The organism is Dermabacter sp. p3-SID358 (assembly GCF_025147465.1).
Lineage (GTDB): Bacteria > Actinomycetota > Actinomycetes > Actinomycetales > Dermabacteraceae > Dermabacter.
Window position 1 is genome coordinate 63,398 of record NZ_JALXOZ010000008.1, and the last position, 26,916, is coordinate 90,313.

Here is a 26,916-nt window from a genome sequence, read left to right on the forward strand (position 1 = left end):
AGTATGGGGTCACGCCAAAAATCGAAGAGAACAGATTCGGGAGGTGTGCGAGTGAGCGTGGGCAGCGTTGACACGATTCACGATGCGCGTCATTGGGCCTCGCGAGGCGCGTGCGCAAGCCTCAATCCCGAGGAGTTCTTCGTCCAGGGAAGCGATCAGCACAAGGCCAAGGTGGTATGCCGTTCGTGCCCCGTTTTAAACCAGTGTCTCGCCGATGCCTTGGACAACCGGATTGAGTTCGGTGTGTGGGGCGGCATGACCGAACGTGAGCGCCGCCGCCTCCTTCGCGAACACCCCGCGGTGACGTCGTGGCTGCCGGTGCTCGAGAACCGGAAAGGCTCAAGCACGCCCGGCTAAGCTGGGGGCATGGCTACGAATCAGAAGTGGGAATACCTCACGACACCGCTGCTTATCCACAACACCAAGGCGATCCTGGACAATTTCGGCTCCGATGGTTGGGAGCTTGTTCAAGTGGTCCAGGGGCCGCAGGGACCTGAATCTCTCGTTGCATACTTCAAGCGACCCGTAAGCGAAGGAGCCTAACCACCTATGAGTACCGTCGAACAGAAACTCAGCGAACGTGGTCTCTCCCTGCCCGAGGTAGCGAATCCCGTTGCGGCCTATGTCCCTGCCGTTGTGACGGGCCACTACGTGCAAACCTCCGGCCAGCTTCCCCTCGTTGAGGGTAAGCTCCAGGTCACGGGGAAGGTCGGCGCCGAGGTTGAGGCTGAGGCTGCAAAGAAAGAAGCCGAGAAGGCCACTTTGAACGCCCTCGCAGCGATTAAAGCCCAGATTGGCGACCTCGATCGGATTACGCGAGTCGTCAAGGTCACGGGTTACGTGGCTTCGGCGCCCGAGTTCACAGCTCAGCCGGGTGTCATCAACGGCGCGAGCGAGCTGCTCGGCGACCTGCTCGGTGAAGCGGGCTCGCATTCGCGTGCCGCCGTCGGCGTAAGTGCACTCCCACTTGACGCAACTGTCGAGGTGGATCTCCTCGTGGAGTTCCGCTAATAATGCAACGCGAGCCCGATTCTTCCGGCGTGCAGCTCTCGTGGGTGCTCGCCCCAAACGGAGGGCCGCGAACACTTGACGGCACGCGCACCTATATCTTTACTGCTGAGCGCACCGTGTGGATCGTTGATCCGGGCCCTGCGTTGCGCGAGCACGCGCAAGCGGTCGTCGACGCCGCCGTCGCCACCGGCGCACGTCGCGTGGGTGGCATCATCGTGACCCATCACCACGACGGGCACACGGGTGCAACATCTATGGTGCGACGAGCGCTGAGCTCCGCAACCGGGATCACGGTGCCGCTGTGGGCGGCGGAGCCCTCGCTCGTGCCGGGGGCGGCGCCCGTGCCGAGTGAAATCTCTCTCGACGGCCGGGTCGTTGCCGATGTCATTCATCTTCCTGGACACACCGCCGATTCCATTGGCCTCCTCCTTGAGGGGGGCGAGCTGCTCACGGGCGACGCTCTTCTGACCGGAGCACCGACCGTCGTGGGCGAGGATTGCACGCTTCACGAGTATCTTCAATGCCTCAATATCATCCGCGTCATGTGCATGGACGGGCGCATCTCGGGCCTCTACCCGGGCCACGGTGAACCGATCGACGCTCCCCATGAAGCGCTCGTCGCATCTCAGGAGGCCCTCGCGCACCGGCAAGAACGGCTTGAGCAGGTGAGAAGCGCGCGCGAGCGGGGAGTCCTCACGGTTCGGCGCATGTTCGAAGAAATTTATGGGCGGGAGTTCGCCGCCCTGCGTGATGAGGGAGCGGGTGCGGAGGAGCTCGAGTCATTTCGAGAGCGATCAGAACGCAATATACGCGCGGCGCTCGAATACATTACGGGCATCGACCGCCCCTGAAGAACTTGAAGTTCAGGACTATCTATAGAGGAAGGGAGCGAACCCGACTGGGCTCGCTCCCTTCCTCGAGAGTTTCGTTGAGTTCTCGCTTTAGCGCGCGCGGCGGCGAAGGCGCTCGATGTCGAGCAACAGTACTGCGCGGGCTTCGAGGCGAATCCAATTGCGGTGCGCGAAGTCGGCGAGAGCCTTGTTCACGGTTTCGCGCGAAGCGCCAACGAGCTGTGCGAGCTCTTCCTGCGTGAGGCCGTGGGAGACCATGATGCCTTCATCGCTCTGGCGGCCAAAGCGCTGAGCGAGGTCAAGGAGGTTCTTGGCGACGCGACCGGGGACATCTGCGAACACGAGGTCCGCGAGCGAATCGTTGGTCTTGCGAAGGCGACGCGCGAGTGAAGCGAGGAGATGACGGGCCACCTCGGGGCGCTGCGCAAGCACGCGGTAGAGATCCTGCTGGGAAAGCGAGTAGAGGGTCGTCTCGGCAACGGCGGTCGCGGTGGCGTTGCGCGGGGCCGGGTCGAAAAGTGAAAGCTCGCCGAGGGTTTCGCCCGGGCCGAGCACGGCAAGAAGGTTCTCGCGACCATCGCCCGAAGCGTGGCCGACCTTGATCTTGCCGCTCGCGATGATGAAGAGGCGATCGCCCTGATCGCCCTCGCGGAATACGACCGAGCCGCGGTGGAAGTCCTCCTGAGTCATCGAGTCGAGGACAGCTTGCTTGCCGTCGTCATCGAGCGCGGCAAAAAGCGGTGCTGAACGAACGATGTTCTCGTCCACGGTTCCTCCTGGGGTTGCGCCGGTATAGCGGAAATTTTTGGGGTGCGCGATGCGCACACGCGTACTCCTTAACAGTAATACCTGATTGGTGACGAGGCCTACAGAAATCCCGAAACTTCCCGCGTTCTTTTCGCCAAACTGGAAGGTCGTGCACAATGACCGTATGGATTCGGGACTCAAGGACCAGGCGATTCCCACAGTGAAGTGTGTCGACGCCGAGCTCGCGCAACTCTATCCCGACGCGAAATGCGAGCTCGATTTTTCGACAGCTTTCGAATTGCTCATTGCGACGGTGCTTTCGGCGCAAACGACGGACGCACGCGTCAATTCCGTAACCCCCGAGCTTTTTGAACGGTGGCCGGATCCGCAATCCATGGCCGCCGCGCCAGAAGAGGAGATCGAGAAACTCCTGCGTCCCCTTGGCATGGCTGCACGCCGCACGCGTCACGTGCAGGAACTCTCCGCTCGCCTTGTCCATGATTTCGGCGGCTCGGTTCCCGATGACCAGAAAGCGCTTGAATCGCTCGCTGGTGTCGGCCGGAAAACGGCACACGTCGTGCGGGGAACGTGGTTTGGGCACTCCCTGCTCACGGTTGACACACACGTGGGCCGGCTTGCGCGAAGGCTTGGCTGGAGCGAAAGCGCCGATCCGCGCACGGTTGAACGGGATGTGGTGGCACGTACCGGGTCCGACGGCTGCCAAGACTCCGTTGACCTCACGACGCTTTCGCACCGGCTCATCTTTCATGGGCGGAACCTCTGCACGGCACGAAAACCTGCGTGCAATGAGTGCCCGCTCGCGACTAACGAGACTCCCTGCCCGAGCGCGTTCAAGGAATAGGCGGGGCGTCGACGCGAGAAGTAAGAACCGCGAGGCGAGGCAGGCGTCGGACCCAAAGCTCACCCGCCAAACTCCCGCACTCTCGCCAAGGTGACCTGTGCGGTAAGGACAGCCGCCGCTCTTTTCCCCGGCGGAGCGCGCACGGTAGACTGGAGCCCGTTTACCGCGCGCAAGCGCTCGAGAGTAAAGGCAGGAATCACTGTGCCGAACGGCAAGGTCAAGTTCTTTGACGCTGAAAAGGGCTTTGGTTTCCTCGTAAGCGAGGATGGCCAGAGCGTGTACGTGCACGCATCGACTCTCCCCGAGGGAGTTCAGCAGTTGCGCAAGGGCCAGCGCGTCGAATTCGACATGGTCGATGGCAGCCGCGGCCCCCAGGCACTTACCCTGCGTCTTCTCGATCCTGCACCGAGCATCGCCCGCGCGCGTCGGGTGAAGCCCGAAGACATGGCCGTCATGGTCGAGGATCTGATCCAGCTGCTTGACGGAGCCTCGAACGGGCTCCGTCACGGTCGCTACCCCGACAAGGGGCATGCGCAAAAAGTTGCGACCGTTCTGCGCGCCGTCGCCGACAACTTCGAGGCTTAATTTCATGACCCCCACCGCCCCCGCGACCAAGGCGCGCACGCGCGCCCCGAAGCTCGACGCCGTGTGCGCAGCAGCCGTCGAACAGGCTGCCTCCGCCGTGGTCGAGGTTGCCGAACCAGGCCAGGTCGGAACGCATCTGCGCGTTGAAGCAAGCGGCGAGCGGCTCGTCACGCACTTTTTCGAGGCGTCGATTCCCGGGTATGCGGGATGGACGTGGATCGCAGTGCTTGCGCGCGCCCCGCGCGCGAAGGTCGCGACAGTCTGTGAAACAGCGCTCATCCCGAGCGAAGAGTCGCTTCTTGCGCCCGAGTGGGAACCGTGGGCGGAGCGCCTCCGCCCCGGGGACGTCGGCGAGAGCGACGTCCTTCCCTACAGTGCCGACGACGCGCGCCTCGAACAGGGCTACGAACAGACCGACGACGAGGAAGCCGATCGCGTTGCCATGTGGGAGCTTGGCCTCGGCCGTGAGCGCGTGCTTTCGCGCGAAGGTCGCGAAGAAGCCGCAAAGCGCTGGATGAGCGGCAAATTTGGCCCGCGTGAGATCAGCAAACGCGGCCGCAAGGGAACCGTGAAGGCCCAGTGCCGCTCGTGTGGCTTCCTTTCGCTTCTGAACGGTTCGCTGCGCCAGGAGTTCGGAATCTGCACCAACGAGTGGTCGCCTGCCGATGGCCGAGTCGTGTCGCTCCAGTACGGCTGCGGCGCTCATTCCGAGACCGACGCTGAAAAGCGGAGCCTCGCCGGGGATTTACCGGACAAGGTTCTCGACGAGGAAGCCGTCGACTATGAAGACCGCTTCGAGGAAAAGTCGATTATCGACGAGGCGCTCCTGAAGAAGGAGCAAGAGAAACTCGCGGCGAAGAAGGCGAGCGAGGAGGAATAGGCAAGCGTTCTCGTGAGCGAAGAACAGCGCCCCGGCCCCGACGAAATCAATTGTCGTCGGGGCCGGGGCGTGTGTATGCGAAGGGAGCTCTTGAGAGCTCACTTCTCCTAAGCAGTCGCGGCGGGCCGATTGAAGAGGTTCTTCAGCTTGTTTCTGTAGACAATTGCCAAAACGGTGCCGGCGATGACAAGAAGTGCAACACCAATAACTGCGGCAATACCGAAGATTTCGATGGGATCGAGACCCCTGCGTTCTGCTGCAAAGCTCAGTATGAGGTACGAGCCGCCATCGGATTTCACCGTGATCGCATCGTCCGCCATCGAGCTCGTTCCGTTCGAGGAATCAAGGACGGCAGTCGGGGCAATGCCATCTCCTTTGATGGTCCATGAGCTGTTCTGGGGAAGGTGCTCGCTGAGAGCCTCAGGGAAATGCATATCGAGATCGACGAGGTACTTTTTGTGCTCCGAAGGATTCTCCACCACCGTGACTGCCGGGGGCTCGCCCTGCTCTCCGTATCCAGCCTTTGCCAGAGCCGAAGTGAACTCAGAGGAGTCCTTACCCGAAATCGTCACGGTATAGGTTGCGGTGCCGTCTTCCACTTTGCGGGAAGCATCTCCGCCCAGAAGCTTGGTCATCGTGGCTTCGGTGATGAGGGCGTCATCTGCTTCAGAAAGGCTGTATTTGGCTTCGAGCTTTCCGCCGCCATCGCGGTTGATCTGCACGTCGATTTTGGCGGCAGTCAAGCTCAGAGAGCGGGAGACCGAGTACGGCTCAGGCCCGACGGGGATCATTGCTGCATCGGCCTCGGTCGTGCCAAGGTTGATTGTCTGCTGGAGACCTCCCTCAGAGCAGGCGACAGTGCATTCCATGTTGGAGACAACGCTCGTGGTAAGCACAAAGGGGTCTTCTCCAGGAGTGGGATCCGAAACCGAAAACTCCGATCCCTTGGATGCAAGCGCCGTGTCCGTCCACTTCGAGATCTCTTCTGGAGAACCGGCGGGGAACGAGACCGTCCAGACGTTCTCCGTGGCACTGGCGGCCTTTAGCTCGCCGCCTTCGGGGACTGCTGATTCGAAGAACTTATCGAAATCTTCGCTGGCCTTGCGATAGGTTTCGCGCGAAAGTGTGTAGTGGATCGTGCGCTTGAACTTCTTCTCGCTCGGGTCATCGAAGGCGGCCGTTTCGACGGTGACATCGTCGAAAGTTAGTTTTTCCGAATCACTCCAGGCATTCATCGCGATGTCGGACTCGAGGTATGTCGTCTCAAGCTCTTTTCCGTTGGAGACTACCTTGGTGGAAGTCTCGTTCATCATCTCGCTGGCTTCATAGTTTTTCTCTTCTTGAGAAGCGTCCATGACGCCTTGAGAAATCCAGCGTACGAGCTCTTCGTCGCCGAATGATCGGGCGAAAGTCACACCCGTAGTGAACGGCGGCTTCGGCGGCTCGAAGATGACTTCTGGGGTTTCGGTAATTCCCGATGCCTCCAGTGCCGTTTTGGCTTTGGCGGCGTAGTCATCGGGTGAGTCGAAGGCTAGAGACACCTTGACAATCGTGTTCCCCTCGGAGTCTTTATCGCCCCCATCGAACGTGAAGCCACCGGGGTTCTTCTCGTTGACGACGGATTCAATGGTTTCAACGCCGCCCTGGACCTTCTCCATGTCTCCCGAGTTGATCTTGACGCTGAAACGCTCGATACCGGAGCCGTCAGCGTTGACCTCGGTGGTCGTGGAGAGCTCGCCACACCCGGAAAGAAGGAGAGCGAGGACGCCCATGGCGAGGGTCATGAGGAAAAGGTGCAGGCGACGCGAGGAAGCGCCGCGGAAAATGCCGAGGGATGTAGGCATGGGGATACTTTCTTGGTTAAAGGGAAACCTAAGGGGGATAGGCGCCTCGATTCTATCGCTTTTTAGAAGCATTTAGGACGGTGTTATTCGATTGTTATGAAAGAGCGATTGCGGAGGATTGCGAGTAGCGCGGCGCGTCGAGGATGTGGAGCTCGTCGGGTAGAGGAATGAGGAATATCGGGGAAGCGCTGCTCTCGCTTAGCGCGCCGCGACGATGGCGGCGAGCAGTGCCTCGAGTGCGAGCTGCGGCGGTACGTTCATGCCGACTCGCTCGCGCGCAGTTCCAACGCAGTCCAACAGAGCTAGCGTCGTTTGCGGTGAATGCACGTGCGTGCGATCTCGAAGCTCGCGCTCGATTCCGGGATTGACAAGAGTCGCGCCCGTGTTGAGCTGGAGAGTGAGAACGTCGCGGAGCACCGAGTGGATGTCGAGCAGGTAGCGGTCGATCACGTCGCGCACGAGGCGCGTGGCACGCCGCTTCGCCTCGTCATCGAGCGCTTTGACCTGGGCGCGAAGCGCAGGTGGAATGCGCCCGCCCGGTTCGATTCCGGCGCCACGCATGAACTGTTCGCGTTCGCGTGCGCTCGCTTCGTCGGCTTCCGTGTGCGCCTCAGCTTCGGCCCGATCGATGAGGGTCTTCGCGAAGGCGAGGGCGTGGCCGACGCTTGTGAGCGCTAGAAGTTTCCGCGCCGAATCTTCGCGCTCCGCAAGAGAATCAGGGTGGAGACCGTAGCGGCGGGCGATTCCGATGTGGCCCTGGGCGCTCGCTGCGGCGCGGTGTGCGAGTTCGGGCTCGACGCCGTCGCGCTCGATGAGGAGCATTGCGACGGCATCGGGCGGTGGAACCTGAAGGTTGACCACGCGGCAGCGTGAGCGGATCGTTTGCGCGAGGTCCTGCGGCGAGGGTACGCACAGTAGCCACACGGTTCGCGGCGGCGGCTCCTCTATGGCTTTGAGGAGAACGTTGAATGTTCCGGGGCTCATGCGGTCGGCATCCTCGATGATGAGCACGCGGTGGCGGCCCGATGCTGGTGCGCGCTGCGCGGTCGAGACGAGCTCCCGAACTTCGTTCTTCGAAATGGTGAGAGTTTCGGTGCGCACGCCCGTGACGTCGCCGTGGCTTCCCGCGAGGACTGTGCGGCATGGCTGGCACTCGCCGCATCCCTGGCCTCCCACGGCGTTGTCACACAAAAGACTTGCCGCAAACGCACGTGCGATGCTCGAGCGGCCAGATCCGGGCGGGCCAGCAACGAGCCACGCCTGGGCGAGGGAACCCTCGGGCGAGGCGGCGCGCGAAAGTTGCGCGACTGCGGCGGCCTGGCCTACTACCGTGTCGTAAACGCTCACAGGAGCGAATCCGGTTCGGTGGTGCCCTCGACGGGATGTTCAGCCGCGCCTGTGAGCGTATGGGCGTTGACGCGCACCCAGTCCGCGAGGCGCTGCGTAATCTCGGCGTGGACCTCCTCAATTGACTGCGACGCATCGACGACGATCCACCGCTCCGGTTCGCGGCGCGCGAGGTCGAGGAAGGCAGTGCGTACGGCTTCGTGGAACTGAATCCCCTCGCGCTCAAGGCGATCGAGCGACGCCGCTTCTCGACGCTCGGCGAGCGCCTCGGGAGTGATGTCGAGGAGGAAAGTGACGTGGGGGAGGAGCCCCCCGGTCGCCCACATCGAGAGCTCGTACACGTCACTTGGGTCGAGCGCGCGCCCCGCCCCCTGATACGCGACGGACGAATCTAAGTAGCGATCACCAATGACGATTCCGCCCGCATCGAGCGCCGGTCGCACGACGGTTTCGACGTGGTGGGCGCGATCGGCGGCATAGAGCAGCGCCTCGGCGCGGTCGGAGACGTGATCGGAGTGGAGAATGAGCTCGCGAATCTGCGCACCGAGCGGGCTCCCACCCGGCTCTTTCGTCACGGTGACCTCGGCCCCCTGAAACGGTGAGCTCTCACTTTGAAGCCATTTCTCGAGCAGCGGGATCTGGGTGCTTTTTCCGCCGCCGTCTCCGCCTTCGAATGTCACGAAAAGGCCTGCAGGATTATGCGAGGCCTCGGCGGGAGTCAGAGGTGTGCGCGGCGCGGTGGAATCGATGCTCGACATGGCCCCATTGTCTCAGGTGAGGTTGAATGCGTCCCTTACTTTTCTTCGCCCGGGTACCGCACACCTATAGCTTCGCGAACACGATCCATGACCTCGAGAACCGCGAGGGTGTCACCCGCACCCCAGCGCTCAGACTCGAGCCTTCCCGCACGGATGTTCCTCGCAGCCTCAGCGATCTCGAACGCCATCCCGAAGTTTCCGCCCTCCGGGTGCCTCGGCAACTCGTAGGGGAGTGAGTCTTCGTAGGTGAAGCGCATGCGGAGGTCCTCTCCTCTCTCGCCCGCCTCGAACTGCGTCACGGTAAAGCTATTCGGCACGAAGAACCACGAATCAACGTCAATCTTCCCCCGCGTGCCGAGCACGTGAGCGCCGACCTCACCTCGCGCCCCGAGACCAGTCTGAACCGCATACACCGTGCGGTCCCGCAGACCCGAGATCGAGATCATTTCATCGACCCCGGTGGCGGTGAGCGTTCCCGTCGCGTGAATCTCCTCGGGCGAGCCCGCAACCCAGTGCGCGAAGGCGAGCGGATATACACCGAGATCAAGGAGTGCGCCGCCGCCGAGCTCGGGAGCATAGAGTCGATGCTCGGGATCGAAAGGGAAGTACTGGCAGTGCTCGGCGATGACCCCCGTCACCTCACCGATCGCTCCCGACTCGATCACTTGGCGGATCACGTCGTAGTGCGGCATGAAGCACGACCACATCGCTTCCTGGACGTAAGCGCCCTTCTGGTGGCCGAGTGCGAAAAGCTCGCGTGCCTGTTCGGCGTTGAGGGTCATGGGCTTTTCGATGACGACCGGGATTCCTGCCTCGAGCACGTGCTTTGCGAGAGCGAAATGCTGCGCGTGAGGGGATGCCACATAGACGGCCTCGAGCCCTTCGTGGGCGAGGAACTCGTCAACGTCGGCGTAGGCGGTCGCGAGTCCGGCGTCGGACTCAAAGTCCCTCGCGAAAACCCGAGCCCGCTCACGCGAACGCGAACACACGGCAACGAGACGTGAGGCAGTGGCGGCATGCATCGTGCCGATGAAGTTCCGGGCGATCCCGCCGGGGGCGATGACACCCCAGCGAAGTCCCGGTGCCTCGGCCGGATCAGGAATGGTCGAGGTGGGCAGCGTCAGTGGTGCGGTCATGACACCACCGTACGCCGCTCTCCGCTACTTTTTCGAGGATTTTGCTCGCGAGCTGGACTTTCTCGCCGTTTTGCGTTTCGCGGGACCCTTCGCGCGCTTCTCCGCGAGACGTTCCACGGCTCGCTCGTGTGTCATCGTTTCGGGCGACTCGTCCTTGCGAAGCGTCACGTTGGTGGTGCCGTCCGTGATGTACATGCCGAAGCGGCCGTCCTTGATCACGATTGGTTTCTCGCTCGTGGGATCAACACCGAGCTCCTTAATGGGAGGCTTCGCCGCGGCTCGCCCCCGCCGCTTCGGCTGGGCGTAAATGGCGAGGGCTTCCTCTTCGGTGATCGTGAACAGCTGCGCCTCGGTCTCGAGCGAACGCGAGTCCGTGCCTTTTTTGAGGTACGGGCCGTAGCGCCCGTTCTGCGCGGTGATCTCGACTCCCTCGGCGTCCTTGCCAACGACGCGGGGGAGCGAAAGGAGCTTTAGGGCATCCTCGAGAGTCACGGTCGCGAGGTCCATGTCCTTGAAAAGCGATGCCGTGCGGGGCTTCGGTTGCTTCGTCTTCGGAAGCGCCTTCGTTTCCTCGTCGAGTTCGAGATTTTCGGTGACGTATGGACCGTAGCGGCCGTCCTTCGCGACGATCTCGAAACCCGAATCCGGGTCGCGGCCGAGTACGCGGCCGTCGTCCTTCGCGCGGCTCATGAGCTCTTCGGCCTTCTCGAGCGTAAGCTCGTCGGGCGCGAGATCGACGGGGACATTCGCGCGTTGCGGCGTTTCAGTGCCCTCGACCGCGCGCTCGATATAGGGGCCGTACTGACCCATGCGCAAGTCGATTCCGTTGCCGATCGAGACGGTGTTGACCGCGCGTGCATCGATCTCGCCGAGGTTGTCGAGCGTTGCCTTAAGGCCACCCTCGACGGGCTTTGCGAACGAACCCGACTTGCCGTAATAGAAGTCGCTCAGCCAGTGCACGCGGTCCGTATTGCCCGCCGCGATGCGGTCGAGCCCCGCCTCCATGCCGGCCGTGAACTCGTAGTCCACGAGCCTTCCGAAATGCTCTTCGAGGAGGCGCACAACGCTGAACGCGAGCCAGCTCGGTACGAGCGCCGTCCCCTTCTTTTCGACATAACCGCGATCCTGAATCACGGAGATCGTGGCGGCGTAGGTCGAGGGGCGGCCGATTCCACGTTCCTCGAGGGCCCGCACGAGCGAGGCCTCCGTGTAGCGGGGCGGAGGGGTTGTTTCGTGGCCGTTCGAGGTGTACTCCGCGACGGTGAGCTGCTGCCCCTCCTTCATTTGAGGCAGGCGCTTGTCCTTGCCATCTTGCTCCGCGTAGCGCGCCTGATCGCGCCCCTCCTCATACGCCGCGAGGAAGCCTCGGAACGTGATGATCGTGCCCGAAGCGCCGAACTGAGCGGTGCGGCCCCTCCCCTCAACGTCGAGCGTGACCGACGTCGTCGTTCCCTTCGCGTCGGCCATTTGGGATGCCACGGTGCGCTTCCAAATGAGCTCATACAAGCGGAACTCATCGCCGCTCAGCTGACCTGAGACCTGTGCGGGCGTACGGAAGTTCGAGCCCGCCGGGCGGATCGCCTCGTGGGCCTCTTGCGCGCCCTGCGACTTATTGGTGTACACGCGAGGACGGTCTGGGACGTACTCGGCGCCGTACATCTCCTGGATCTGAGCGCGGCTTGCGCGAATGGCTTCGCCCGAAAGCACGACCGAATCGGTACGCATGTAGGTGATGTAGCCGTTTTCGTAGAGTCGCTGCGCGGTCGACATCGTGTGGCGGGCACCCATGCGCAGCTTTCGGCTCGCCTCCTGCTGAAGGGAGCTCGTCGTGAAGGGAGCGGCGGGGCGGCGGGTGTAGGGCTTGGACTCGAGGTCTCCGACGGTGGCCTTAGCCCCATTGAGCGCCTCGATAAGAAGTCGCGCGTTCTCCTCCGTGAGAACGGTGACGCTTCCTTTGAGGTTTTTCTTGAGCTCGCCTTCGTCGGTGAAATCGCGGCCCGTGGCAACTCGCTGCCCGTCGAGCGTGCGAAGCTGCGCGGTGAACGCGGGCGTATCGGCGCTGCGCTCGCTCAGCTCGGAGGTGATGAATTCGCCCGTCACATCCCAGTAGGAGGCGGCTGTGAAGGCCATGCGCTCGCGCTCGCGATCCACAACGAGGCGCGTCGCGACCGACTGGACGCGGCCCGCGCTCGTGCCACGGCGCACCTTGCGCCACAGCACGGGGGAGAGCTCGTAACCCACGAGACGATCGAGAATGCGGCGCGTTTCCTGAGCGTCCACGAGCGGCATGTCGATCTCGCGGGTCTCGGTGAGCGCCTTTTGAATGGCTTCCTTCGTGATCTCGTGGAACACCATGCGGTACACGGGAAGCGACTTCTTCGGCTTGAGCGCCTCGAGCAGGTGCCACGCGATCGCCTCACCCTCGCGGTCCTCATCGGTTGCGAGGTAGAGGGCGTCTGCTTCCTTGAGGAGCTTCTTGAGCTCGGAGACGGTCTTTTTCTTGTCGGGATTGACGACGTAGTAGGGATCGAAGCCATCTTCGACGTTGACAGCGAAGCGGCCGTAGGGCCCCTTCTTCATGTCGGCAGGAAGGTCTTTGGGCAGGGGAAGGTCACGAATGTGTCCAACGGAGGCGGCGACCGTGAAATCGCCCCCGAGGTATTTCCCGATGGTTTTTGCCTTGGCGGGGGACTCGACGATCACGAGGTTGCGTGCGCTCACTCGATGTACTTCCTTACTGCGGTGTGTGAGAGGCGGGGCCTCGGCCCTGCGCGGTTAGCCCTGAAGCGTACCGTAACACTACGCGGCTATCGGCTGCTCGACGATGTGGAGAAAGCCCCACTCGATAAGCGTGCGGGTCGTGCGAGCGATTGTTTCGCGTGCGGTTGCAGCGTGTTCGGCCTGGTCAGCGGCTTCGAGAAGGGAAGCGTAGGCCGTGAGGAACACGCTCAGAGGGTATTCGCCGGTGAGGGGTCCGACGATGGCCGCGGTGTGAGTGTCGATCTGGATGGTGCGACCGAAGCCCCCGCCCTGGACTAGGTCGATCACCATGGGGTCCTCGTCTCCGGGGGTGTAATGGCGGCGCTCGATCACGTCGTCGGCGCGCGCGAGAATAAGCTTGCCGAGGGCGTCGCCGTCGAGCTGCGCGAGGCGCGCGCGGGTGTGGAGCATCTCGGCGTAGCGCGGCCCGAGGGGGCCCGAGCCGGTGGTCTCGATGAAGGCGAAATCCTCGAAGCGCTTCTCGCCTTCGCGGGGCTTTGTGAGGAGCACGTGGCCGAATCCAATGCCCTCGACATCGCGCGAGGCGAAGTCGTCGAGCCACGCATTCGTCATGGGCTCCCAGCGTTCGTCGCGATCGGTCACGCCACCGTCGCGCAGCCACGTCGAAGCGTAGGAAGCGGGGTCCTCGACGTCACGCTGAACGATGAGTGCGCTCGCGGTTGAGTTCTTGAGCCATGTGCGCGGGCGTGAATCCCACGCGGTTCCCTCGGTGATCTCCCAGTTCGCGAGCATCGCGGCGACGCCCCCGGGCGCGAGGTAGTCGTCGATCTCGGAAAGGAGACCCGCCACGATCGTGTCGCCTTGAGCCCCACCATCGCGATACGTCCACGTTTCGATCCCTTTCACACGGGGCGTGATCACGAACGGAGGATTGGAGACGATGAGATCAAAGGTTTCGCCCGCGACGGGTTCGAACATCGAGCCTTTGCGGGTCTCGATCACGTGGCCCTCGGGAAGCGTGTCCTGATTGAGGGCGACGTTGAACTTGGTAAGCGAGAGAGCGCGTTCGGAAATATCAGTCGCGACGACGTGCTCGGCGTGGCGGGCCGCGTGGAGCGCCTGAATGCCGCAGCCGGTTCCGAGATCGAGGGCGCGCTCGACCTCGGCGCGCGGTGTAATCGCGATAAGCGTCGAGGTCGCCCCGCCGATCCCGAGCACGTGCTCGCCCTCGAGCGCGCGGCCCGTCGCAAGCTCCCCGAGATCGGAGACGATCCACCAGAGGATCTCCCCGAAATCATCGGTGGCTTGGTACGGGCGAAGGTCGAAGGTCGCGGTAAAGGCCGAGGTAGCGTCGGACCCCTCACCGCTTATCTCCCGAACGAGACCGAGCGCAAGAAGCCCCTCTGTGCCGACGTTGGGGAGGGCGTGATCGAGTTCGGCGCGTGTGGCGGTGCGGCCGAGCGTAAAAAGGCGCATGAGGGTCGCGTTTGCGGTGCCGCCATCGGCGAGCGGACCGAGTTCGCGAAGTGCAGGGATCGGGTTCTCTCGCTCGAGAGCTGCGCGGGCGGAAGCGCTCAGGATTTCGTCGATGCCGTCGGCGGTGTAGCGCGCAGCGGCGAGGTCGTGACGTAGCCGCGTGAGAATGGTCGGGTCGATCGTGGGAGTGGAGGGGAGGTCGGTGCTCGCGTGTGCCGTGCTCATGCCTACCATTGTTGCGTACCGCGTGAGTGGAGCGAAGAGGAGCGGAGGCGGCGCGTGAAAAACGAGGGGTTCGATGCGGAGCGTGCGCTTGCGCGTCTTTCAACGCCGCCGCACCGCACCGACTCGCTTCGATACGTTGAGCGCCGCCCCGAGCGCGAGGCACGCTTTGCCGAGTGGCCGCGGTGGGTGAATCCGTCGCTGCGCGCGCATCTCGAGACACGCGGGATTGAGCGGCCATGGTGGCACCAGGCGGAGGCCGCAGAGTTTGCGCGCGCGGGCCGCGACACGGTCATCGCAACCTCGACCGCCTCGGGGAAGTCGCTCGGCTATCTCATGCCCGCGCTCACCGATATCCAGGCTCGCCGCGAGGATCCTTCGGCGAGGCGCGCGAGCGCCCTCTACATCGCGCCCACCAAGGCCCTCGCCTACGACCAGTTCACGGCGATCGAAAGGTTGTCGCGCGAGGCCAATTTGCGGGAGGTACGCCCCGCTGTCTTTGACGGCGACACCCCAACCGAGCAGCGACGGTGGGTGCGGCGCCACGCAAACTTTGTGCTCACGAACCCGGACATGCTCCACTACGGGATCCTCCCCGGCCACGAACACTGGATTTCCTTCTTCCGCACGCTGCGCTACATCATCATCGACGAATGCCACGTGTACCGCGGCGTGTTCGGAGCCCACGTCTCGATGCTCATGCGGCGCCTTGCGCGCATCGCCGAGTACTACCGAGCACATCCCACGTTCGTGCTCGCCTCCGCGACGAGTGCAAGTCCCGAGGTGAGCGCCTCGCGGCTCGTAGGTCGCAGCGTCACGGCCGTCACCGAGGATGGCTCCCCGAAGAACCCCCTCACGATCGCCCTGTGGGAGCCGGGCATCGCCGATCTTGACGAGGGGGAGGATGCGCGTGCGGCCGCACGCAGGGCGAAGGAGGAGCGCGAGCAGGCGGAAAAGGCCGGGGTCAAACCCCACGTGGAAGTCCGACGGCGCCCGGCACCCACCGAGGCCGGTGCCCTTCTCGGTGACCTCGTGTGCGAGGGGGCGCAGACTCTCGTGTTCACGCGATCGCGCCGCTCGAGCGAGCTCGTCGCCAAGGGAGCCCAACGCGCCGTGAATGCCGCCGCTGCGGCGACGGGATCGGCGCTACTCGCCAATCGAGCGACGCGTATCGCGGCCTACCGAGGCGGGTACCTTCCCGAGGAGCGGCGTGCTCTCGAGAACGCGCTGCGCTCGGGGAAACTCATGGGACTCGCCTCGACGAACGCGCTCGAGCTTGGCATCGACATCTCGGGTCTTGATGCCGTACTTGTGACGGGTTGGCCGGGAACGAGGGCGTCGTTGTGGCAGCAGTTCGGGCGCGCGGGTCGCTCTCACGGGACTAATGCTCGCGATGCCCTCGCGATGTTTATCGCGCGCGAGGATCCGCTCGATACGTATGTCGTGAACCACCCCGAGATGATTCTCGGCGCCGAGGTTGAGGCCGCAGTGTTCGACCCCTCCAACCCCTATGTCATGACACCGCACCTGTGCTCGGCCGCGGCGGAGATCCCCATTCGTGACGGTGAAGAGGAGCTTTTCGGCCCCACGAGCAGAGAGCTGCTCGAAAACTTGGCGGCGCGTGGGATCCTCAGACGCAGGCCACACGGCTGGTATTGGACTCTGGAGGAGCGCCCGCACGATCTCACCGATCTGCGCGGAAGCGGGGGTGAGAACGTCCGGATCGTCGACCAGGCAAGCGGCCAGCTCATCGGCACGGTCGATGGTGCAAGCGCCCACCAACACGTGCACGACGGTGCCGTGTATCTCCACCAGGGCGTCACCTACATCGTCAACCACCTCGATGTTGAGAACGCCGTTGCGATGGTGCGGCGCGAGAGTCCGCAACACACGACCCAGGCGCATGAGACCTCCTCGATACGCGTGCGCCAGGTTGAGCGAAGCGAACGCTGGGGCGAGGTTGACGTGCGCTTCGGGCAGGTCGAGGTCACCGATCAGGTCACGGGCTACCAGGTACGAGACATCTACACCTCCGCGGTGCTCGGTGAGCATCCGCTCGACCTTCCCGCGCGGACGCTCGCGACGAAGGCTGTGTGGTTCGAGATCCCCACGGACCTCCTCCACGCGTGGTGCCTAGAGGAGGCCGATTTCCCCGGCTCCCTGCACGCAGCCGAGCACGCCCAAATCGCGATGCTTCCTCTGCTCGCGACGTGCGACAGGTGGGATATCGGCGGCGTCTCCACCGCATTGCACGCCGATACCGAAAAACCCACAATCTTCGTGTACGACGGAGCTCAGGGCGGTGCCGGTTTCGCCGAACGCGCCTTTGAGAGCGCCGCGGCATGGGTTCGCGCGACCGCGGACATGGTCGAAACGTGCGCCTGCGAGGCAGGCTGCCCCGCGTGCGTCGTGTCGCCCAAGTGCGGCAACGGTAACGAGCCCCTCAGCAAGAAGGGCGCGCTCACGGTTCTGCGGGAGCTGGGCCGGCACGCGCCGACTCAATGAGACTCTGGGTTCCGAGCAGCGGGAGATGCACCCTCACGACGACCGCGACCCGCGCCTCGAAACCGCTTGCCTCGCAGCTTTTGAGGAGGCTTCCGTGCCGCTCTGCAACTTCGAGAGCGATCGCGCACGCCTTACCGGGGGAGCCGTTACCCGCCAGCGCATCCGCGGCAGAAAGCGCTGAGAGCTCTGCGGCAGAAGCGGCGAGAGACCGTCCCTGATGGACAACTCCGAGCGCCACGAGCACCGTGAGGATGGCCGAGGTGATCGCGATAGCCCCGAGCGCGGTCACGGTGGCGTTGCCGCGTTCAGCTGCGAGGCGCGCCTTCATCATGGTCCGTTCCTCACGAGATGTGGCTCGAGTCGCGTATGAGCGCTCGCCTCGAGCGGAAAGGTTGTTCCGAAAAGTGGCCCGCCCACGTGCCACGTCGCATGGGCTTCGACCGTGACCCAGTCGCCGTTCGTGCTGATGGCAAACGAGGCTTCCTTGCCGCTGACGACTTTCGCCTTCGCGATCGCCCCTTCCGGATCCGCGGAGATCATCATTTCCCTGGCCGCGGTGCGAGCTCCCTCCGAAAGACGCGCATGAGTGATGAAGAGCCCACAGAGCGAAATGATCAGTGCGAGGAGGGCGAAGACGGCGATGAGTACCACCGCCGTCTCCGCCGTGGCCGCACCGGAATCCGCTCGAAGTGATCGCCACCGCGGGCGGGCACACGCTTCGGTTTCCGGTGTCATGCTTAGCTCGCCGAGCGGAGGGCGCCTTGAATGATGCTCGTGAGCATGCCCTGCATCTCGCCGCTTGTGAGCACCGCGAACAAGAGCGCGGCGAACGCACACGCGGCGACGATCGTCACGGCATATTCCGCGGTTGTCGCACCCGCATCATCCGCGAGGATTTCACGAATGTGTGCCTCGTGCGATGTGGTGTGAGTAGTAGTGGTATCGATCATTGAGATATCCCCCTTCAAGGATTCTTGTGTGCTGCGCATCGGCGGTTGCCGGGCGCCTACGGCCAGATCTGACCGAAGTGTGTGGTGACCAGGTCCGTGATGATCGGGACAATCCCGAGCAGCACGAATGCGGGCAGAATCGTGACTCCCGTGGGGAGCACGAGGCGAACGGCGAGCTTTGCGGATGCTTCGTCGACTTCGCGCACGCGTGCGCGGCGCCGATCCCGAGTCACAGCCGCAAGAATCGGTGCCAGATGCGCTCCAGTTGCATGGGAGAGGCTCGCGGCACTCTTGAGCGCTGCTAAATCCCCCTCGAGTTTGGCAAGCGCGCCCTTCGGTGGCATACCGCGGGCGAGGGCCCGGCCCGCCTCAAGAAGTGCGGGGCCCGGGGGAGTGTTCTCGAGAGCCTCGCCGATGCGCGCGCACGCTGCCGCGAGCGGAATGCCCGAACGGACGACGCTTGCGATCAAATCGATCACGATGAGCGGATCGATCTCGGCTCTGACACCGCGGGCGACGGCGAGCATGCGGTTCATCCACGCGTAGCCGATGGCGGTCAGCAGGAGGCCGGCGCCGAGAATGAGCACGCCGTGTGTGGAAGTCAGAAGCACGCGCAGGGGATTTGCGCCCATCGCGTAACCGAGGGCGATGGCGAAAAGCGGCAGCGCCATGAGTACGCGGGCGGTGCTCTTCGCTCCCGCGAAGGCCGCGGTTCGGGCTCGGGTGGCGTCGGAAGAATCGCGAAGCCCGTTTGAGAGAGAGGTGAGCAGGCCGGAGAGCGGTGCTCCCGTGCTCTCGCACATCACGTGACACAGAACGACCGCGCGCACCGCCTCGCGAGGGGCATGAAGAGCGCCGTTCATGCGCTGCAAGAGTGCCGGCGGGATACGGGACATCGTCTCGGCGAACTGTTTCTCATGCGGTGTGACGGTTGCATCGGCGACCGCGGCCCACGCCTGCGGGGCGGTTACCCCGGCGCCGAGAGCCATCGCGACGTGATCGAGAAGCCCAGCGAGGGCATCGTCAGAAAGGAGAGTGCGGCCCCGCATTACGCTCCCCCGTGAGCGAGACGTGCTTCGAGCGCTTCGAAGGCCGGGAAACGGCGCTCTCGCGCACCGAAGCTCACCGCGGGTATGCATTCGAGCCGGCCGTCACCTCCGCGCTGCAAGAGCGAGATTGTCGAAAGCGCACGGCCCTCGCGTGAGCGATGCATGTGAAGCACGACCGTGATTGCTGAAAGGGCTTGCGAGGCGAGCGCAAGCGGATCGAGCCCCGCGAGAGCACCGAGAGCCTCGAGCCTTGCGGGCACATCCGCGGCGGTATTCGCGTGGAGGGTCCCGCAGCCGCCCTCGTGCCCTGTGTTGAGCGCCTGGAGCAGCTCTCGGATGTCCTCGCCACGGCACTCACCCACGATGATCCGATCAGGGCGCATGCGAAGGCACTGCCTGATGAGAGTCGCGAGGCTGATTTCCCCTACCCCCTCGGCGTTCGCATGACGCGCTTGAAGATGAACGACGTGAGGGTGGACTGGACGTAGCTCCGTCGCGTCTTCGACGATGATCATGCGCTCGCGGGAATCCACGGCTCCGAGCATCGCCCCGAGCAGGGTCGTTTTTCCGCTGCCGGTACCGCCGCTCACGAGGAAGGAAAGGCGTGCGTGAATGATCGCCTCGACGAGGGCGCGCCCAGACGCCGTGAGCGTGCCGGATGCTTCGAGGTCATCGAGCGAGTAGGGGAGGGCCGCGGCGCGCCGCAGGCTTATGCTTGCCCCGCCCGCCGAGAGCGGTGGCAGCATTCCGTGGAAGCGGAGGTTGCCGGGAAGCTGAGCATCGGCCCACGGCATCGCGTCGTCAAGGCGGCGGTTGCCGAGCGACGCGAGCCGTGTCGCGAGAGCCCGGGCTTCGCTCGCGCTGAGGGTGACATCGGTGCGCTCGAGACCGTGTGAGGAGTCAACCCACACGCTACCGTCGGGGTTCACGAGAATGTCACTCACGCCCTCGGTAGCGAACGCGTGCAGGGGACCGAGCCCTTCGAGGTGGTGACGCACCTGATCGGTGAGATCGAGAAGCTTTGCGCGATCGAGGATGAGACCGTGAGCGCGGGCGATTCGCGCGATGCGTCGCGCATCGATCGCCCCTGGCTCTTCACGTAGAGATTCGTGAACGCCGGTGAGGAGCTCGTCGGTGAGAATCATGCGCTTCCCCCCGGGAATCCGGAATCATCGAGTTTCGCGAGAAAGCGCGCGCATGCGGCCTCTATGCCCCTGCGGTCTCGATCGAGCCCAGGAACGAAGCCTTCGCGTGCGCTTCGATACGTGAGAACGACGGGAACGCCAAGCTCATCCGCGACATCGCGCGAGCGGTACGCCTCACGACGGCGGTGAGTTCGAAGGGCGATACCGATGCGCGTGCGTGGATGAATCTCGCGCAAGCTCTCGAGAGTTCGGGCGGTCGCGGCAAGTGCGTGTTCGCTTGGATGAAGGGCCACGAGGATGGCGTCGGGATTGACGAGCGGAGCGATCCCCGCTCGCAGAGGAGCGTCCAAAATGAGCGTGCCCGGTGCGGCGCTGAGACTTTCGAGCGCCTGCGGGTTTATGCTTTCGCCGCGGGAACCTGAAAAGGTGAGGAGGCGGTAGCCGTCGATGACAGGAAGCGCCTCGAGAAGTACCTGAACATCCGTACTTCCGCCTGCGCCGCGTAGGTCGCTCCACCGAGCGCCAGTGACGTGACGAGCTTGCACGAGCGTGTCTATTCCCCCTCCGTGCGAATCCGCATCCACGAGCGTCGCGGGTGCACCGCGTTTCGAGGCTGCCAGGGCAAGCGCCACGGCAAGGGAGGTCGCCCCAGCCCCGCCATGTCCCGAAAGGCACGCGAGAATTCGGCCCTCTCCAGTGGCGGTAGTGAGGGTGGAGAGATCTCCGAGAAGTTCGAAGGACTCCGCCGGCAAGGTACGCAAGGCGCGAGCCCCGCAGGCCAGAGCCATTTGATAGTCGTGCGAGTCAGGTTCGTGTTCGCACACGGCGACAAGGGGGAGTGCGGGGAACGCCTCGGTTGCAGTTTCAAGGAGGGAAATTTCGCACACGACGGCGTGCACGAAATCGCGCGGGGTGTCTGCTGCAGCCACGTCAAATCCCGCTGCCTGGATACGGTCACGCGCGAGAGTCTCAAGACCTGGAGTGTCGCCAATCCACACGACGGCATTGAGCGCGGACTCTCGTGAAGCGGGTGCGGGTTCGCGAGGAATGCGGCTCACGAATGTCGTGGCGTCGCGGCGGCCATGTTCGACTCGAGGAAATGCGTGTGTCATGGCTCTATGCTTCGCGCTTGAGGCGGACCAATCCACCCGCTCACGGTTTTTGTGGATGGGCGCAGATGTGAGGCGGAAACGATCCGTCGAGCTTTCTTCCCTCAATGGGTTGCGTGGCGCACATCACCCATATAGAGTGGGGGACATCACACAGCAAGGGAATGATTCGAAACCCACGTGCGAGTGGTCCACGTTCGGACCGGTGTGGATTCGCCGAAAACGGGTACCGCACCACCAATTGCACGCTTGATCCCGGATCGGCCCCGGGGAGGCGCTCGCAAGGGCGCCTCCTTTTTGGCCCGATTCGCTTTCCTCACCCCTGCATCCCCCGCCCTTCGGCTTTGATGGTCGTCGCCGCGCCCCACTTACGAAGGAGGAACGCGCCATGCATAACGCAACCCTTAACCGCCAATCGCTACCCTCCGAGCAGTCGATTGACGAGGCTTCCGTCCTCGGTGAGCGGAGAGGATGGCACATCGACCCCATGACGCTGCGTCCGGTGATCGATGACGGCGAGGCATTCGATCGCGAATTTGCCCACGATCATGCGCGCGACGTAATCAAGGCGCTGTGGAGCGGGGACCCCGCGGCGGCTCGAGAGCGCTGCGAGGTCATCCTCAGCGAGCACCCCTCGTCGATTCGCTTGCGCGCAATCCTCGCCGACTGTCACCGCGACCTTGGTGAAACCGATCGCGCGATCGCGGATTATCGTGTGCTACTTGACGAGTGCCGCGGTACGTCGTGGGAGGCGGTTCTTCACCAGCATCTCGGCAAGGCACTTTTTGCAGCCGGCCACTACGACCTTGCCCTGAGAGCCTTCGCGCAGGCTTACGAGTTGCGAGTTTTCACGGGTGCCGATTCGAGTTTGATCGATTCGAGCATGGCGGCAATGTCGCGGACCCAGCACATGCTTGAGATCCAGCACAGGTCACGGCGGCGCTCATGAGCGCCCCTGGGGGTTCCGACGCTCGCCGGCCGAGCGGCGTTCCCTAGAGGTGGATATCGACGATCACGGGCGCGTGATCACTCGTGGATTCCTGCGCGCGCTCTTCGAGGTCGATCATCGCCCCTGTCGTGGCCGCCCGCACCGCGGGTGAGCCGAACAGAAAGTCGATTCTCATGCCTTGCTTTTTTGCGAACTTGAGGCCCTTGTAGTCCCAATACGTGTAGGTGCCCGGCGCATCGAGCCAGTCGCGAGTGAGGTCGACATAGCCCGCGTTCTCGATGGCGGCGATGGCCTCGCGTTCGGGCGCACTCACGTGAGTCTTGCCCTCGAACGCCGCCATATCCCACACGTCGGCATCGGTGGGGGCGACATTGAAGTCTCCGGCGAAGAGCGTCGCTGAGCACTTGCCGGCATCCTCGCCGGGACCGCTGCTAGCAAGACGCGCCTCACCGTAGCTGCGCAGCGCTTCGAGCCAGCCGAGCTTGTACGGGTAGTGCGGGTGGTCAAGTTCGCGCCCGTTAGGGACGTAGAGGCTCCACAGTTCGATTGGCCTCGAATCTCGGGCCGTTTCCCCCACGACGGCGCCGATCGCGCGTGCTTCCACGACCGCGTCTTCTCCCTCGCCCCACGCGGGAAGGGAGGGGAGTTCTCGGCGTATCTCGCGAATCCCCACTCGCGAGGCAAGAGCAACGCCGTTCCATTGGTTGAGGCCGTGGGCAGCGACCTCGAAGCCGCGTTCTGTGAGGCCGCTGAGGTCCAGCTGCTCGGGTTTGGCCTTGATCTCCTGGAGTGCGACGACGTCGATTTTGCGCCTGTCGATCACCTCGAGGAGCCGAGGCATGCGTGCGCGGAGGGAATTGATGTTCCAAGTGGCGATTCGCATGTGTCCCATCCTATGGGTGCACGAAGGCTCGCGTGGATACGCTTAAGGCATGAATCTCGCGCTCGTCACAGGCTCAACCTCCGGCCTTGGTCTCGAATTCGCATGGCAACTCGCGGGCAGTGGCCACGACCTCGTGCTCGTGGCTCGAAACGAAGACCGTCTCGCAGCAGTCGCCGCTCAAATTGAAGCGGTGTCGGGAGCCCGAGTGAGCATTCTTCCGGCGGATTTGTCGGTCAAGGCCGATGTCGAGCGCGTGGCACGCCGCATCCTCGACCCAGTGGAGCCGATTGGTCTTCTCGTGAACAACACCGGACATTCGGTCCGTGCATCTTTCCTCGAAGGCGAGATCGAGGAGTTCTTGGAGGAAATTGATTTCGATGTGCGCGCGACATTGATTCTTGCGCACGCCGCGGCAACGGCGATGACACGCAAGGGTTCAGGCGCGATTCTCAACGTGTCGTCTATGGCAGGTTTTACCGCGACGAACCTCTCGGCGGCGGCGAAGAGCTGGGTCGTGATTTTCACGGAGTATCTCGCGCAAGAGCTCGAAGGTACGGGCGTGAGTGCAACCGTGCTGATCCCGGGGTTTGTGCACACCGAGAGTCATCAAAACGCCGCCGTCAACATGGATGGCGCACCGCGCGTGACGTGGCTCAAGGCGCCGTTCGTGGTGCAACATGCCCTCAAGGACGTCGCGTCTGGCGAGGTTGTTTCGGTGCCGTCGCTCGCGTACAATTCCGGAGCCCTTCAACGAGCAACCCCAAAGGCGCTCAGGCGAGCGCTTCAGAGCGAAGCGATCGCGCACGCTATGAACAAGGTTCGGGTTCACAAAGTTGAGCGCGCCGCGGCGCGCAAGTCAGCATTCGAGAGGTTGCTGCGCAGGCGTCGGGAAAAGTGACCCCGCACAGGCTTCGGGGGCAGCTCACTACGGTCGATCTACAGCGAACGTGTTGCAGGCCTTGTAGGTGCCTTCGTTGTACCCCTTCACGAACCAGTTGCGACGCTGCGCGGAAGAGCCGTGCGTCCAGGTGTCGGGCACGACCTCGCCCCCGGCAACTTCGCCCTGGATGTGGTCATCGCCAACTGCGCTTGCGGCGCTCAGGGCGTCGTCGACATCGTTGTCGGTGAGGGGCTGAAGCATCGCCTTGCCGTCCTCATCTACCGTGGTCGCGGCGTGGTGCGCCCACATGCCCGCATAGCAGTCGGCCTGAAGTTCGAGGCGCACCTGATCTGAATCGGGGCCGGTCCCCGAGCGGTCGATGCGCTCCATCGTGCCGTCGAGCCTCTGAATGTGGTGCCCGTACTCGTGCGCGACGACGTAGGCTTTCGCGAGCTGGCCGCTGCTCGCTCCGAAGCGCGAGCTGAGCTGCTCGTAGAACGATGTGTCCACGTAAATGGTGGAATCGGCGGGGCAATAGAAAGGTCCCGTCGCGGAGGTGGCGGGGCCGCAACCGGTGTTGACTGAGTCGGTGAACACGACCGCTTGCGGCTCTTGGAACTGAAATCCGGAGCCCTTCGCCTCGCCTTCCCATAGAGAGTCGGCCGATTCGACTGTCGCTTGCACGAGGCAGTCGTCGTTGTTGTTCGCGTCGGCACCGGTTTGGCATTCTTCGAGAACGGAGCCTTGCTGAGACTGCTGCTGCGAGCTTGGGGCAGGTGCTTGGCCGCCACCGAGAAGCATCGACGGGTCAACGCCGAGGAACAGGAGGACGATCACGATGACGAGTGTGCCGAGGCCGCCGCCTCCGAGGGCGATCGCACCGCCGCGGCGCATGCCTCCGCCGCCGCCGGACCGGCGGCGAGTGTTGTCGGAGCGGATCTCGGCATTGGGGTTGAAGGTCATGCACCTAATCTATCGTTTTAGCCCGGATTCTCCCCTGGAGTCGTGCCGCGCTCGCGGTCTCTAAGGTGAGGGGTGCTACCAACCCCTTAGACTGGTTACGGCTCCGTAGCCTACGGTCCCGTATCCGACGCGAAAGTCCTCTTTCATGCCCGCTTCCTTGCGCGAATACACAAGCCCACTGCTCGTTGAACCGAACGGCGTCGAGCGTCTCACCGACCTCTTCCTCAAGCGCGAGAGCGAGGCACCCTCCCACGTTGCCTTTCAAGTCCCGGGCGGCACCGACGCCGCGGGATCAACCATGTGGCGCGATGTGACCACCAAGGAGTTTTTCGATTCTGCGCGTGCTCTCGCTCGTCACTTCATTGCCGCGGGCATAAAACCGGGGGATGCGATCTCGATCATGGGCCCCACGCGGTACGAGTGGGTTCTCAGTGACGTTGCCGCGCTGTGGGCTGGTGCGATCGTTGTCCCGATCTACGACACGAGCGCACCGTCGCAGGTCGAGGCAATCGTTGAGGATGCCGGTGTGATGCGCGCCATTGCCGGCACGGCGCAGCAGGCTGAAGCCCTCGCCGGGGCTCTTGGAAGCGCTGATCGCGTGTGGACGATGGAGGAGGTAAACGGCTATGAGTGTCTGCGCGATCTTGCGGCAACTGAGCCGAAGACGATCGTCAACGATGCCGAACTCGAGAGCGCCCGTACCTCCCGCGCGCTTGAGGATGTGGCGACGATCGTGTACACCTCGGGCACCACGAGCGATCCCAAGGGCGTGCAGCTCACGCATGGCAACTTTGTTGCCCAGCTCCAGAACATCGGCGTGTCCCACGGTGAGATACTGAACGAGCGCGGCTCAACAATCCTCTTCCTCCCACTTTCGCACGTGCTCGCGCGCGGCGTGCAGCTCATTTGCCTTGCGCTCGGCATGAGGGTTGCTCACCTTTCGGATACGTCGCGAGTGATCCCCACCTTCACGGAGATCCGCCCGACGTTCGTCATGGTCGTGCCGCGAGTGCTAGAGAAGATTCTCAACGCCGTGGCTGCGCAAGCAGAGAAAAAGCGCCTCGGCGGCGTGTGGCACGATGCCCGCGAGACCGCGGTGCGGATCGGCACGATTGGGGAGGGCTTCCACGAGAGCGAGCGCCCGAAGCTCCCGTTCGGCCTTGCTGCGAAGCGCGCCCTCTACGAACGTCTCTTTTATCGCAGGATCCGCACGCTGCTTGGCGGAAATATCCAGTACATCCTGTGTGGCGGCGCGAAACTTCACCCCTCTCTCGCGCTCGCTTTTCGCGGCTTCGGCATCCCCATCATCGAAGGCTACGGCCTCACGGAAACTACCGCCCCGATCGCCGCGAATCGTCCCGGTGACCTGACCGCGGGAAGCGTGGGCGTTCCCGTCCCCGGCACCACCATCCGCATCAGCGATGAGGGCGAGCTTCTCGCGAAGGGGCCGGGGGTCTCTCCGGGGTACAGGAACCCCGAGCACACGGCGGCGGCATATTCCGACGGTTTCTTGCGCACCGGCGATCTCGGAAGCCTCGATAGCCGCGGCCATCTCACACTCAAGGGGCGTTCCAAGGACGTGATCGTGACATCGGGCGGCAAGACGATCGAGCCTGCCGGATGGGAGGGGGCTGTCGAGCAGCACCCGAGCGTGGCCTACGCGGTTGCAGTAGGGGATGATCGCCCTTATCTCACGGCGCTTCTCATCCAGCAGTCGGAGGAAGGCGATAGCAGCGGCAATGATATCGAGATCATCGAAAACCCCAAGCTCATTGCGGAGATTCTTCCGTATCTCGAGAACGCGAACCTTGACGTGTCGCGCACGGAGCGGATCAAGAAGTTCGCGCTTGTGAAGGCGAACCTCTCCGATCCCAATCTCGTGACCCCCTCGCTCAAACTTCGTCGCGCCGCCTTCCTTGAAAAGGCCAAGGCCGCAGTCGAGGAACTGTACGAAAAGGCACCGAAACCCTCGATCCACGAACTCGTGAAGCGTGAAGGTGCCGTGAAAGACAAACTCAAGAAGAAGCGCGACTAGCCTCGAGC

26 protein-coding genes are annotated in these 26,916 nt (G+C 63.5%); 11 read left to right on the forward strand and 15 right to left on the reverse strand.

The window, feature by feature from the left end:
* Nucleotides 1-51: 51 nt before the first annotated feature.
* The 4 genes from M3B90_RS05210 to M3B90_RS05225 are packed head-to-tail and all read left to right on the forward strand — an operon-like array spanning nucleotide 52 to nucleotide 1,862.
* Entirely contained in the window at nucleotides 52-357 is a 306-nt protein-coding gene (locus M3B90_RS05210; protein ID WP_259888963.1) for a WhiB family transcriptional regulator, read from the forward strand.
* Between the two features lie 9 nt (nucleotides 358-366).
* Nucleotides 367-543: a DUF4177 domain-containing protein gene (locus M3B90_RS05215; protein WP_259888964.1), complete on the forward strand. Its 177-nt coding sequence runs from the start codon at nucleotides 367-369 to the stop codon at nucleotides 541-543.
* A gap of 6 nt (nucleotides 544-549) precedes the next feature.
* The gene (locus tag M3B90_RS05220; protein WP_259888965.1) at nucleotides 550-1,011 is read left to right on the forward strand and encodes a RidA family protein; all 462 of its coding nucleotides are present in this window, start codon (nucleotides 550-552) and stop codon (nucleotides 1,009-1,011) included.
* Nucleotides 1,012-1,013: 2 nt separating this feature from the next.
* The gene (locus tag M3B90_RS05225) at nucleotides 1,014-1,862 is read left to right on the forward strand and encodes an MBL fold metallo-hydrolase (RefSeq protein ID WP_259888966.1); all 849 of its coding nucleotides are present in this window, start codon (nucleotides 1,014-1,016) and stop codon (nucleotides 1,860-1,862) included.
* A gap of 90 nt (nucleotides 1,863-1,952) precedes the next feature.
* Here the strand turns inward: M3B90_RS05225 and M3B90_RS05230 are convergent, their stop codons facing one another.
* Complete coding sequence (locus tag M3B90_RS05230; protein ID WP_016663297.1) at nucleotides 1,953-2,630, reverse strand: Crp/Fnr family transcriptional regulator; 678 nt, start codon at nucleotides 2,628-2,630, stop codon at nucleotides 1,953-1,955.
* A gap of 88 nt (nucleotides 2,631-2,718) precedes the next feature.
* Between M3B90_RS05230 and nth the strand changes: the two genes are divergently transcribed.
* The 3 genes from nth to M3B90_RS05245 all read left to right on the forward strand — a co-directional run bounded on the left by nth (nucleotide 2,719) and on the right by M3B90_RS05245 (nucleotide 4,936).
* Complete coding sequence (gene nth, locus M3B90_RS05235) at nucleotides 2,719-3,471, forward strand: endonuclease III (RefSeq protein ID WP_259888967.1); 753 nt, start codon at nucleotides 2,719-2,721, stop codon at nucleotides 3,469-3,471.
* 201 nt (nucleotides 3,472-3,672) lie between these two features.
* On the forward strand, nucleotides 3,673-4,056 hold the full coding sequence (locus tag M3B90_RS09640; RefSeq protein WP_311199942.1) for a cold shock domain-containing protein: 384 nt from the start codon (nucleotides 3,673-3,675) through the stop codon (nucleotides 4,054-4,056).
* A gap of 4 nt (nucleotides 4,057-4,060) precedes the next feature.
* Nucleotides 4,061-4,936 (forward strand): DUF3027 domain-containing protein, encoded by an 876-nt coding sequence (locus M3B90_RS05245; protein ID WP_259888968.1) that lies wholly within the window; start codon nucleotides 4,061-4,063, stop codon nucleotides 4,934-4,936.
* 107 nt (nucleotides 4,937-5,043) lie between these two features.
* On the opposite strand, the gene M3B90_RS05250 is transcribed toward M3B90_RS05245, so the two are convergent.
* The 6 genes from M3B90_RS05250 to M3B90_RS05275 form a co-directional block, all read right to left on the reverse strand.
* A complete protein-coding gene (locus tag M3B90_RS05250) occupies nucleotides 5,044-6,780 on the reverse strand; it encodes a hypothetical protein (RefSeq protein ID WP_259888969.1) in 1,737 nt (578 codons plus the stop codon).
* Nucleotides 6,781-6,978: 198 nt separating this feature from the next.
* Nucleotides 6,979-8,127, reverse strand: a complete 1,149-nt coding sequence (locus M3B90_RS05255; RefSeq protein WP_259888970.1) for a DNA polymerase III subunit delta' — start codon at nucleotides 8,125-8,127, stop codon at nucleotides 6,979-6,981.
* The gene (gene tmk, locus M3B90_RS05260; RefSeq protein WP_259888971.1) at nucleotides 8,124-8,885 is read right to left on the reverse strand and encodes a dTMP kinase; all 762 of its coding nucleotides are present in this window, start codon (nucleotides 8,883-8,885) and stop codon (nucleotides 8,124-8,126) included. Before tmk ends, M3B90_RS05255 begins: the two co-directional genes overlap by 4 nt.
* A gap of 35 nt (nucleotides 8,886-8,920) precedes the next feature.
* Entirely contained in the window at nucleotides 8,921-10,021 is a 1,101-nt protein-coding gene (locus tag M3B90_RS05265) for a Gfo/Idh/MocA family protein (protein WP_259888972.1), read from the reverse strand.
* Between the two features lie 24 nt (nucleotides 10,022-10,045).
* On the reverse strand, nucleotides 10,046-12,742 hold the full coding sequence (topA, locus tag M3B90_RS05270; RefSeq protein WP_259888973.1) for a type I DNA topoisomerase: 2,697 nt from the start codon (nucleotides 12,740-12,742) through the stop codon (nucleotides 10,046-10,048).
* A 78-nt stretch (nucleotides 12,743-12,820) separates the two neighbouring features.
* Nucleotides 12,821-14,443 (reverse strand): methyltransferase, encoded by a 1,623-nt coding sequence (locus M3B90_RS05275; RefSeq protein ID WP_259888974.1) that lies wholly within the window; start codon nucleotides 14,441-14,443, stop codon nucleotides 12,821-12,823.
* Nucleotides 14,444-14,497: 54 nt separating this feature from the next.
* Between M3B90_RS05275 and M3B90_RS05280 the strand changes: the two genes are divergently transcribed.
* Nucleotides 14,498-16,945 carry a DEAD/DEAH box helicase gene (locus M3B90_RS05280; protein ID WP_259888975.1) on the forward strand — a complete coding sequence of 816 codons (2,448 nt, stop codon included), beginning with the start codon at nucleotides 14,498-14,500 and terminating at the stop codon, nucleotides 16,943-16,945.
* Here M3B90_RS05280 and M3B90_RS05285 read toward each other — a convergent pair.
* Genes M3B90_RS05285 through M3B90_RS05310 form a run of 6 tightly spaced genes read right to left on the reverse strand, consistent with a single transcriptional unit; the run spans nucleotide 16,902 to nucleotide 21,201 of the window.
* Nucleotides 16,902-17,276, reverse strand: coding sequence for an Rv3654c family TadE-like protein (locus M3B90_RS05285; protein ID WP_259888976.1), 375 nt, complete (start codon nucleotides 17,274-17,276; stop codon nucleotides 16,902-16,904). The genes M3B90_RS05280 and M3B90_RS05285 overlap by 44 nt on opposite strands.
* Nucleotides 17,273-17,680, reverse strand: a complete 408-nt coding sequence (locus M3B90_RS05290; RefSeq protein WP_259888977.1) for a TadE/TadG family type IV pilus assembly protein — start codon at nucleotides 17,678-17,680, stop codon at nucleotides 17,273-17,275. The genes M3B90_RS05285 and M3B90_RS05290 overlap by 4 nt, the downstream gene beginning before the upstream one ends.
* A gap of 2 nt (nucleotides 17,681-17,682) precedes the next feature.
* Nucleotides 17,683-17,895: a DUF4244 domain-containing protein gene (locus M3B90_RS05295; protein WP_259888978.1), complete on the reverse strand. Its 213-nt coding sequence runs from the start codon at nucleotides 17,893-17,895 to the stop codon at nucleotides 17,683-17,685.
* A gap of 56 nt (nucleotides 17,896-17,951) precedes the next feature.
* On the reverse strand, nucleotides 17,952-18,944 hold the full coding sequence (locus M3B90_RS05300) for a type II secretion system F family protein (protein WP_259888979.1): 993 nt from the start codon (nucleotides 18,942-18,944) through the stop codon (nucleotides 17,952-17,954).
* Complete coding sequence (locus M3B90_RS05305; protein WP_259888980.1) at nucleotides 18,944-20,089, reverse strand: TadA family conjugal transfer-associated ATPase; 1,146 nt, start codon at nucleotides 20,087-20,089, stop codon at nucleotides 18,944-18,946. Before M3B90_RS05305 ends, M3B90_RS05300 begins: the two co-directional genes overlap by 1 nt.
* Nucleotides 20,086-21,201: a hypothetical protein gene (locus M3B90_RS05310; protein ID WP_259888981.1), complete on the reverse strand. Its 1,116-nt coding sequence runs from the start codon at nucleotides 21,199-21,201 to the stop codon at nucleotides 20,086-20,088. Before M3B90_RS05310 ends, M3B90_RS05305 begins: the two co-directional genes overlap by 4 nt.
* A 385-nt stretch (nucleotides 21,202-21,586) precedes the next feature.
* Between M3B90_RS05310 and M3B90_RS05315 the strand changes: the two genes are divergently transcribed.
* Nucleotides 21,587-22,147: a lipopolysaccharide assembly protein LapB gene (locus M3B90_RS05315; protein ID WP_259888982.1), complete on the forward strand. Its 561-nt coding sequence runs from the start codon at nucleotides 21,587-21,589 to the stop codon at nucleotides 22,145-22,147.
* 43 nt (nucleotides 22,148-22,190) lie between these two features.
* Here M3B90_RS05315 and M3B90_RS05320 read toward each other — a convergent pair whose 3' ends face one another.
* Nucleotides 22,191-23,030 (reverse strand): exodeoxyribonuclease III, encoded by an 840-nt coding sequence (locus M3B90_RS05320; protein ID WP_259888983.1) that lies wholly within the window; start codon nucleotides 23,028-23,030, stop codon nucleotides 22,191-22,193.
* Nucleotides 23,031-23,079: 49 nt separating this feature from the next.
* Here M3B90_RS05320 and M3B90_RS05325 point away from each other — a divergent pair, with 49 nt between their 5' ends.
* Nucleotides 23,080-23,928 carry an SDR family oxidoreductase gene (locus M3B90_RS05325; RefSeq protein ID WP_259888984.1) on the forward strand — a complete coding sequence of 283 codons (849 nt, stop codon included), beginning with the start codon at nucleotides 23,080-23,082 and terminating at the stop codon, nucleotides 23,926-23,928.
* Between the two features lie 27 nt (nucleotides 23,929-23,955).
* On the opposite strand, the gene M3B90_RS05330 is transcribed toward M3B90_RS05325, so the two are convergent.
* The gene (locus M3B90_RS05330; protein WP_259888985.1) at nucleotides 23,956-24,873 is read right to left on the reverse strand and encodes a neutral zinc metallopeptidase; all 918 of its coding nucleotides are present in this window, start codon (nucleotides 24,871-24,873) and stop codon (nucleotides 23,956-23,958) included.
* A gap of 145 nt (nucleotides 24,874-25,018) precedes the next feature.
* Between M3B90_RS05330 and M3B90_RS05335 the strand changes: the two genes are divergently transcribed.
* Complete coding sequence (locus M3B90_RS05335) at nucleotides 25,019-26,908, forward strand: long-chain fatty acid--CoA ligase (protein WP_259888986.1); 1,890 nt, start codon at nucleotides 25,019-25,021, stop codon at nucleotides 26,906-26,908.
* Nucleotides 26,909-26,916 lie beyond the last annotated feature (8 nt).

What these genes read in the sequence shown, in the direction of transcription:
- M3B90_RS05305 (WP_259888980.1), bottom strand. Translation starts at nt 20,089, where the DNA reads ATGATTCTCACCGACGAGCTCCTCACCGGCGTTCACGAATCTCTACGT.
- M3B90_RS05215 (WP_259888964.1), top strand. Translation starts at nt 367, where the DNA reads ATGGCTACGAATCAGAAGTGGGAATACCTCACGACACCGCTGCTTATC.
- M3B90_RS05325 (WP_259888984.1), top strand. Translation starts at nt 23,080, where the DNA reads ATGAATCTCGCGCTCGTCACAGGCTCAACCTCCGGCCTTGGTCTCGAA.
- M3B90_RS05310 (WP_259888981.1), bottom strand. Translation starts at nt 21,201, where the DNA reads ATGACACACGCATTTCCTCGAGTCGAACATGGCCGCCGCGACGCCACG.
- M3B90_RS05335 (WP_259888986.1), top strand. Translation starts at nt 25,019, where the DNA reads ATGCCCGCTTCCTTGCGCGAATACACAAGCCCACTGCTCGTTGAACCG.
- M3B90_RS05265 (WP_259888972.1), bottom strand. Translation starts at nt 10,021, where the DNA reads ATGACCGCACCACTGACGCTGCCCACCTCGACCATTCCTGATCCGGCC.
- M3B90_RS05315 (WP_259888982.1), top strand. Translation starts at nt 21,587, where the DNA reads ATGCATAACGCAACCCTTAACCGCCAATCGCTACCCTCCGAGCAGTCG.
- M3B90_RS05275 (WP_259888974.1), bottom strand. Translation starts at nt 14,443, where the DNA reads ATGAGCACGGCACACGCGAGCACCGACCTCCCCTCCACTCCCACGATC.
- M3B90_RS05295 (WP_259888978.1), bottom strand. Translation starts at nt 17,895, where the DNA reads ATGATCGATACCACTACTACTCACACCACATCGCACGAGGCACACATT.
- M3B90_RS05250 (WP_259888969.1), bottom strand. Translation starts at nt 6,780, where the DNA reads ATGCCTACATCCCTCGGCATTTTCCGCGGCGCTTCCTCGCGTCGCCTG.
- M3B90_RS05330 (WP_259888985.1), bottom strand. Translation starts at nt 24,873, where the DNA reads ATGACCTTCAACCCCAATGCCGAGATCCGCTCCGACAACACTCGCCGC.
- M3B90_RS05300 (WP_259888979.1), bottom strand. Translation starts at nt 18,944, where the DNA reads ATGCGGGGCCGCACTCTCCTTTCTGACGATGCCCTCGCTGGGCTTCTC.
- tmk (WP_259888971.1), bottom strand. Translation starts at nt 8,885, where the DNA reads ATGTCGAGCATCGATTCCACCGCGCCGCGCACACCTCTGACTCCCGCC.
- M3B90_RS05320 (WP_259888983.1), bottom strand. Translation starts at nt 23,030, where the DNA reads ATGCGAATCGCCACTTGGAACATCAATTCCCTCCGCGCACGCATGCCT.
- M3B90_RS05290 (WP_259888977.1), bottom strand. Translation starts at nt 17,680, where the DNA reads ATGACACCGGAAACCGAAGCGTGTGCCCGCCCGCGGTGGCGATCACTT.
- M3B90_RS05285 (WP_259888976.1), bottom strand. Translation starts at nt 17,276, where the DNA reads ATGATGAAGGCGCGCCTCGCAGCTGAACGCGGCAACGCCACCGTGACC.
- M3B90_RS05245 (WP_259888968.1), top strand. Translation starts at nt 4,061, where the DNA reads ATGACCCCCACCGCCCCCGCGACCAAGGCGCGCACGCGCGCCCCGAAG.
- M3B90_RS05220 (WP_259888965.1), top strand. Translation starts at nt 550, where the DNA reads ATGAGTACCGTCGAACAGAAACTCAGCGAACGTGGTCTCTCCCTGCCC.
- M3B90_RS05225 (WP_259888966.1), top strand. Translation starts at nt 1,014, where the DNA reads ATGCAACGCGAGCCCGATTCTTCCGGCGTGCAGCTCTCGTGGGTGCTC.